This is a genomic window from Furfurilactobacillus siliginis (assembly GCF_001437435.1).
Classification (GTDB): Bacteria; Bacillota; Bacilli; order Lactobacillales; family Lactobacillaceae; genus Furfurilactobacillus; species Furfurilactobacillus siliginis.
On sequence record NZ_JQCB01000026.1, the window covers coordinates 1 to 8284 of the forward strand.

Sequence of the window (8284 nt, forward strand, 5' to 3'; positions counted from 1 at the left end):
TAGGCCGTCGCCATGCAATGTAAAAGACACCGTCAGAAATGATGGTGTCTTTTTTTGCATTAAAAAAATTAGCTGCAGCTCAATAAGTTGCTAAAATGACAAAAAAGCACATTAGAATGACTAATGTGCTTTAGTATAGATTTTATTCTGTTCGATAGGCTGCAACTAAATCTGCAAACGTTACTTTATTTTGTGATAAGGGACGAATATCATGATCAAGACCGGCATGGAACTTTTTAATGAAGGATTCAATTGATTCGTCGCCTGAAATACCCTTGAAACTCATGTAGTCGTAGTTAAACCACTTCAGTTGCTGTAACTGTTCAATGATATCCTTGGGGAATCGATAGCGAATTATTTTTGCAGGTACGCCACCAACAATTGCGTAAGGAGGCACATCTTTTGTTACAACCGCTTTTGCGGCAACAATTGCACCATCACCAATTGTTATACCCCGCTTCAACAGGACATCGCTACCAATCCAAACATCATGACCAATAGTTGTTGATTTCAGATTTTCTTTATCATACATAATTGGTGTGAAGTCTTCAGATTGCTGGGACCATGGCTCAAGACGATTGATACCACTAAGTGGACTAGTTGTAAACCTATCCGTTGGATGCTGATCACCCATTAGGGACACACCAACTGCAATGGAATCATAGTTTCCAAACGAAATCGGAACATGGTGCCAATAGGGCGGCGTTTCGATGTATGTATACGAGCCCACGGATGGAAGCCAGACGTCACTAAATGGTGAGATCTTATAACAGGCGTTTGCTTGCATCTGCCAGGTAGGAGTGACATAGATTCGTTGAATGGAATCAAGTGCATTTCTGGAGTCAATCTGTGTACGTGCAAAGTAGATGTGATTATCAGTAAAAAGTTGCTTGATTCGGTTTGTTAATGGAAACCCAATTTCAACTCTAGCAAGATCACCAATTTCTTGTGTAGCTGTTGAAGCCAATTCGTGAATTGTGTTATCCGCATCTTTAAAGGCACCAGTTAAGCGCAGTCCGCCTAAGTAGTCTTCTACGGCAGTGAATGATGTTGTAATGTGACCATCACGGGCGTGAAATGACAATGTTTGATTCTCTAAGGACCAAGTGAATTCGTTTCCATTTAGATAGTTTGCAACATACCCACTGGGATCTAGAACCAGCTGTGTTGCAAAGTAGTTTGGATTATCTGCTTGTCTGTAAGTGAAGTAATGAGTCGTCAAAAAGTGCCATAAATCCATAATCGATCTCCTTGAATTTAGCGATTATTCCATTCGTTATCGTACGGTAACGAGGTGGCCTGCCGAATTATTGAACGAAAATAATTACAATAGATGCAGACAGGCTTTAAAAATTAGTATACGCTATTAATAATAATAATAGTAAATTAAGGTGAAGGTGAACTTAGATGACAGTTTGGATTAGCAATTTTCATTATCAAACAGACGGTGTGGCAACAATGAATAAAGCGCGTCTTGATGTGCTTGAGTTTGGTGGCACGTTGGGAGCCTTGCCAATGAATTTCTTCCCCTATGTATGGCCTGATGAACCAGACGATATTTTAAGTGCACGTCAGGATGGCATGCTCGCCGGTTTTAAACCAAACGATGTCTTTGTACTACAATTCCCATTATTTATTCGGGGTCTTAACGTTATTCGCTTCATTGAAAAAGTTCATGCAATGGGTGGTAAAGTTATTGGATATATTCATGATTATGCGCCACTTGCTGAACCAGCCGAATTTAATGATGATCACTTTGATCCATTGAAAGAAATTTATAGTCGTCGAACGCCAGACTTGATTTTACCGTTGTTTGACGTAATCGTTGTGCATACGACAGCGATGGCCGAAGCACTGCAGAAGCGGACTGACAAACAACTGAATTATGTGGTTCAGGGACCATTCAGCTATCGCGTGCCAATGGAATTAACACCACGTGAACATTCGTTAAGTGATCCATTGTGTTTGGCCTCATCCTTAGGAAAAGCTACTTGGGTGTTGGATTCAGGCATGGAGTTTAACATCTATGGACAAAAGACACCGAAATATGAGGAAGCACTAGCGAATCATCCAGAGCTACACTTTAAGGGGCTAGTGCCAGCGGTGGCATTACCAAGTCAAGCGGAAGGTAGTTTTGGAGTTGTATGGGACACTGGTGAGTACCAAGAGTATGAGCGTGTTAACTTTCCCCATAAAGTATCGGCCTACTTAGCAGCGGGAATGCCACTGATTATTTGGTCGGGGGCCGCTGCTGCGGAATTTGTCTTACGTAACGACGTTGGAATCGTGATCGATGACATCAGTGAGTTAAAGGCGAGCGTTGAAGCAGTCACAGAAGATCGTTATCAGACATTGGTATCGAATGCACAGCACATGGGACGTTACATCACTTCTGGTGCATTAACGCAGCAAGCATTATTAAGCGCATTACAAAAAATTGAACAAATTGACTTAGCTGGACTATAAAAAGACTGCAGTGATGGATGAAGCAACGCCATCACTGCAGTCTTTTTAGCGTCCTTCAAAAAAATATAAATAATTTCATATATTTTTTTGAAAGCGCTAAAATGCGGAACCTCAACGTGCTCTAAGTAGAAAAATAGTAAAGCAACTATACCATTAACTATCCATAGCATTATAACGTATCAAAGAGATTGTTTTATAGTAAAAATGTTTTAATATAGAAAATGTAAAAAGATATTACTCACAAGCAAATTGTGCGCAATTTTCCTATAAATTATTTTATTGCTTGATCAGGTGGCTGATTTCGTTTTAATTAGCCGACATATCACACTGCTGCTTAGCGATTTATAGTCATTCTGCATTCATGTAGTAGATAGGTGACTTCGCGAGATACCTGTGTTAATGTATATAAAAATATTTTTAACTGCACACAATCTTTTTTCTGCTTAATTGTTATTACAATATAATTGATGGGATTAATTGTGGGTGCTGCAAACTACTGTAATTTTTAAAGTTACAGTAGTTTGTTAGCGTAATTTTTGATTGGGGGATAGGCAAATGAGTTTTTGGAGACGAGATTTCTTACTTGATCAACTGCAGGAAAAAGATCACTATAAGATGTACAAAGATGGTAAGAAATGGGTCTTTGCCGGAATTGCCACCTTCACGGGAATTCTAGGCGGGGCAATGTCTGCCAAAGCCGATACAACTGCTGCCAACACGACAACAGCAAGTAAGGCGATTGACAATGATAGCGTGCTGGCGAATAAACAAAGTGCGGTCATTCCTGCTGATCCGGCATCTGCTGCACAAAATGCAAGTCAGACGTCAAATCAACAAGGAACTAGTACCGCTACGTCTGCTCAAGACGCAAAGACGACTGCTAGTACAACAGATGAAACTACTGCTCAAGATGCAAGCCAAGCAGCAAATCAACAAGGGAGTAGTGCGGCTAGCAAACAAGATTCAGCTAAGACTGCCGATAGTGCGACAGCTGATAGCAAATCGACTGATGCAAACTCAGTAGCGGCTAAAGGGACTGATTCAGCTGCTGCTAAGCCTAATAGCACGGCTACTAAGGATGCTAGTGTCGCTGCTACGAACGATCAGTTAACTAACCAAAATACAACAGCTGCTACAGGAACGTCATCAACAACCAGCGCAGATGCAAAGACCGCTGCTCCAGTGAGCGATGCAACTAAGGCTGCCGTTAGTGCGCTTGATGCAGGCAACACTGTGTCTGGTCAATTAGCTGACGGGACCGTTGTCAAAAATGGCGTTACCTTAATTAACCCAACACAGCAACAAATTAATGATACAAAGGTCGCTTTAAAGACCTACGCGGCTGAAACTGGGCATCCTGTTTCGTTCGCGGCTGTTGACGCCGCACAAGTTGTCACGCCAACGACTGATCCTAATGTCCTGCAAAGTGAGTCATACAATGCCGGATACTGGATGGCTTATGACAAAATTGATGACATGAAAGGAATTTCGAGTGCAACCTTTCTGATCAATGGTGGCCTGAAGACAGCGATGACTGCTGCAGGTAGAGATCCAGATGATATTAACTCTGATATTGTTACGATTTCCAAGTTGTTTGATGCAGTTAGAGCAAATGGTGGCCAAGCACTGAGCAGTGATGGAACCGTTAGTCCAGCTATTCTGAAGATTTTAGGTTTATCCGTGCCGTCTAATGGTGCTGATATCTTCTCATCCGGGACAAGATGGTCCACTAGTAATGGTGGAGGCTGGTATAACCATGGTAGCGGCAGTTGGCCGTTTTATGGTCCGGATGCTAATAATGCCGGTAAAGTTGTTCAATCTAGCTGGTACCAAGGGGTCGCCGGTGGTGTTCAACAATTTTATGATGCGTGGACGAACTACATTGCGCAACTTAAGGCTAACTTTAGTGATCCAAAGAAAGTTAATGACTTCCTAAATAATACGAAATATGATGTTTCACAAATGAACGCTGGTGCCTTTAGTATCAGTGACGCTGGTTCATTCTTCGCTAATGCGCTTACTGGTGTGTTTAGCTCGGGTAGTGGACCAGTTGGAACTGCGCCATTCCAAGCAACTGCGCCTACTCCGATGAGTACGGCTGATCTGAATAATAGGTTTGGTACCGGTACATCAGCGTACAATGATGAAATTACCTATCCAATTACCCGGTTGATTAGTTCTGTTCGTTTCATGATTAGTGCCGTCATCAAACCAATTGAAAGTGTCATCATGTACCAGGCATTTAATAACGTTGGTGCGTTAGGGTTAAACCAAGGTGGGGTTGATCTACCTAAAGACTTCACTTCTGCCATGAGTTTGAACGCGACGCTACAGTCATTAGTCAGTGTGTTTGGTTTTGGTGGTGTTGCTGCTAGTTCTGCTGGTGGTGACATGTACAAGGCTATTTCCGATGGTATTTTGAGTACAATTTTGAAAGAAGCCGCCGTTGGTCAAACTGATGTTTTAACCAATATTTTCAGTGGGAAACAGAGTGCAACAGGTGCGACAGACTTTGCTAACTTCACTAAGTTAAGCGGTTGGTCCGGCGATACTAAGGCATGGACAAAGGACAGTGCTGCGAATATTGCTAAGAGCTCAACGTTTACAACCTCGCAGGATGCAAGCAATGTCAGCACATTGAACGCTGCCGCTGGTGCTTACTTCGCTTCACGGTATGATGCACCGGTTATTCAGCAAGCAATTAAAGACGCATTAGCAAATGTTCAATTGCTAGCAAACGGGCAAGCAGCAACCCCCAAGCCTACGATTGATGCTACCATTACAAAGATTTTCCAAACTAATGATTTGGCTACATTGCAACGGCTTACTTCACAAACTTCTGGGAGTGGTACAAACTACAACTATGCCCCTTCTGGTGTGGCTGCGAATGCACAATTGGCTTCAGTTTACGATGCTGAATACAATGCGATTATGCAGGCGGTCAATGACTTCCTAGCAAATCCAACGGCTCAGGGTCGGAAAGCAACGCCAGTGTTTGTTAACCCGGCGATCGCTAATCAGACCGATGTACCAAACCTCCCAATTCCAATGTCAGATTATGATACGGTGTTTACTTACCTATTAAATCGCTCTCAAAACGTTATACAGCTTGGGATGGGGGATGCTAATGTACAATCGCATAGAGAACTTGATGGTAACGTACAGGCCATCAACAGCGTTCCAAGTACGGTAACATCATCCTTATTGTTGTCTGGTATAACGCTTGGCACAACGACTGCTAACTTGACACCGGACTTCCCTGGTGTGCTGGATCAAATTGCTTTACGTGGCTATGTTTCAGCCTACAATGGTCAGGCCACGATTGATAATACCGTGTTCAAAAAAGGGGTTGCAGAGTTCAACAAACAGACTGCAACAACTAACTATATTAACAACGGGCCAAGTGTATTAAATTCCAATGTTGCAATTCCAGATAAGGATTTAGGCGGTCTGGTAGCCGATGGTGTTACTCGGGCGTTCGGTGATGGTTTCACTTCTCAACAGACTGCTGTTATCGAGCTTAATCTATCTTCTAAGGATGCCTCATTTGGTTATCCAGCTGCACAAACTAAGTATGGTGTTGTTGGACGCAACCAAACGTTCGTTGCCCCAACAGTTCCTGGTTTTATTCCTGACAAAACGACTCAGAGCATGGCACCCAAGGCAACTGACAGTCTGACGTTTAATTATACGGTCGCTCCCGAAGGTCAAATGACCGTTACCGTTAATGTAAGTTCTACTGACGGTAAAATTGCGTCGTCAACAACCAGCAATAAGCTTACGTTAGGAAATCGTTTTAACTTCACCAACCCAACAAGTCAAGCCGGTTATTCAGTTGACTTGACCAAGTAAACATTTGATGCCGGTGATGGTAAGGGTGCATTGGCACTGTCAACTTACGGGGCACAAATTGGTGATGTAGTTAATGCAATCAATGCGTTAGTTGCAACGGCACCAAATGGTCAAGCAACGTTGAACATTGTTTATGCACCAGTTACAGCCAAGATCTATGCGCTTGGTTCATACGGTGTTCTAGCTGGTACGACAAACTTTGATCCAACGACACTGTTTGTCGCCGGTACTGATTCACAAGGTCGACCAATTACTGCTAGCCAAGTGACAGTTACCGCACCTAATCCAGCAATCGACTTTACAGCAGTTGGTTCTACTGGTACGTACACCTTCACCTACACAGACGCTAACGGTACGACTGCAACTGCACAAAGTAAGGTTACCATCCTCAAGAAGGGTGACACATGGGTTAACCAAGTTACCCAATACACGAAAGATGGAGCGCCTTACGGTAAGGTAGAAACAATCTACCTCTATGAAGGACAAAACCTGAGCTTTAAGGCACCAATATCAATCCCAGCCGGGTATGAAATCAGCTTCAAGAATTCGACTTTCCATGCTGTTGATCCAGTTACCGGACAGCAAGAAAATGAATCGCTTTCTGATTTCTTCGGTGGTGTTGATAAGTACGATCCTCAGTTATTAGCTAGTTTCTTAACAGGAATGGATGGCACTGTTGTTACAAAGGACATGACGTCAAAGGGACTTAACATTTCATTGACGTATGCATTTGTTCCAGTTAACAGTGTATTAACAACAACTGCTGCTACTGTTGTTCCTGTGGGAACGACGGTTAATAAAGGCTTCGGTATTGTTACGGCAACTGATTCAACGAAGAACCCTATTGATTTCAACAATCCAAGTTTAGCAATGACCACAAGCCTTGATACTAGCAAGCCTGGTAATGGGACGATTACGTACACTTGGACTGATACTAATACGGGACAAATTCTGACAGCGAAGGTTAACGTTAAAGTTGTTGATGCCAAAATTGGCGATACGACGATCACATTCGGTGATAAGGTAGTTGGACCTAAAGTTCCCGTTGTTACGGTAGATAACAAGACCTATTCCTTACCTTACGAAGACTTTGGACCAAATGATCAGACTAACGATGTTTATCCACAGCTTCAAAATGTCGGCACTTACGACTTGCATCTAAATGCTAAAGGGCTTGCTGATTTAGCAACGCTGCTCGGCGTTGATGCGCCATTTACACCTGCAAGTGTCACACAGTTAGGTAAGTTAACAATCAACAAGTTCGTCGTAAATAACGTCGATGGAACAACAACGGTTGATTACGATGGAACAGGTCATGATAGTACAGGTTTGACAGTTACTTTTGCACCAGGGTTGCCAGAGAGTAAAACAGCTTCACTAAACGTTTCTGATGTTACATTGACTAATGGACCAGCGATTAAAGTTGGTATCTACACCGTTTCAGGATTAAATGCTGATGGATTGAAAGCTGTTCAGGATGCATTAGGCAGCAATTATGACACGTCAAAGATGACCGTCAGTGGGTCAGTAACAGTTAATGGCTCTCAGATGTCTATTAGTCAATCCGGCTCAACTTCATTAAGTGAAAGTCAGTCAGGCTCAACTAGCTTGAGTCAAAGTCAGTCAGGTTCAACATCATTGAGCGAGAGTCAATCCGGCTCAACATCACTAAGTGAAAGCCAATCTGGTTCTATTTCATTAAGCGAGAGCCAATCCGGCTCAACATCATTAAGTGAAAGTCAATCAGGATCAACTTCATTAAGTGAGAGCCAATCTGGCTCAACTAGCTTGAGTGAGAGCCAATCTGGTTCTACTTCACTAAGTGAAAGTCAATCAGGATCAACCTCATTAAGTGAGAGTCAATCCGGCTCAACATCACTAAGTGAAAGTCAGTCAGGTTCTACTTCACTAAGTGAAAGTCAATCTGGTTCAACTTCATTGAGCGAGAGTCAGTCAGGATCAACCT

4 protein-coding genes are annotated in these 8284 nt (G+C 42.7%); 3 read left to right on the forward strand and 1 reads right to left on the reverse strand.

Annotated elements, in window-relative coordinates:
- Positions 1-142: 142 nt before the first annotated feature.
- Positions 143-1240, reverse strand: coding sequence for a CatB-related O-acetyltransferase (locus tag IV55_RS10595; RefSeq protein WP_057811745.1), 1098 nt, complete (start codon positions 1238-1240; stop codon positions 143-145).
- A 167-nt stretch (positions 1241-1407) separates the two neighbouring features.
- On the opposite strand from IV55_RS10595, the gene IV55_RS09900 reads away from it, so the two are divergent.
- The 3 genes from IV55_RS09900 to IV55_RS10440 all read left to right on the forward strand — a co-directional run.
- On the forward strand, positions 1408-2466 hold the full coding sequence (locus IV55_RS09900; protein ID WP_057811746.1) for a glycosyltransferase: 1059 nt from the start codon (positions 1408-1410) through the stop codon (positions 2464-2466).
- A 555-nt stretch (positions 2467-3021) separates the two neighbouring features.
- Positions 3022-6318 carry a KxYKxGKxW signal peptide domain-containing protein gene (locus tag IV55_RS09905; protein ID WP_057811747.1) on the forward strand — a complete coding sequence of 1099 codons (3297 nt, stop codon included), beginning with the start codon at positions 3022-3024 and terminating at the stop codon, positions 6316-6318.
- A 30-nt stretch (positions 6319-6348) separates the two neighbouring features.
- A partial coding sequence (locus IV55_RS10440; RefSeq protein WP_191979322.1) for a hypothetical protein occupies positions 6349-8284 on the forward strand: 1936 nt, incomplete at its 3' end.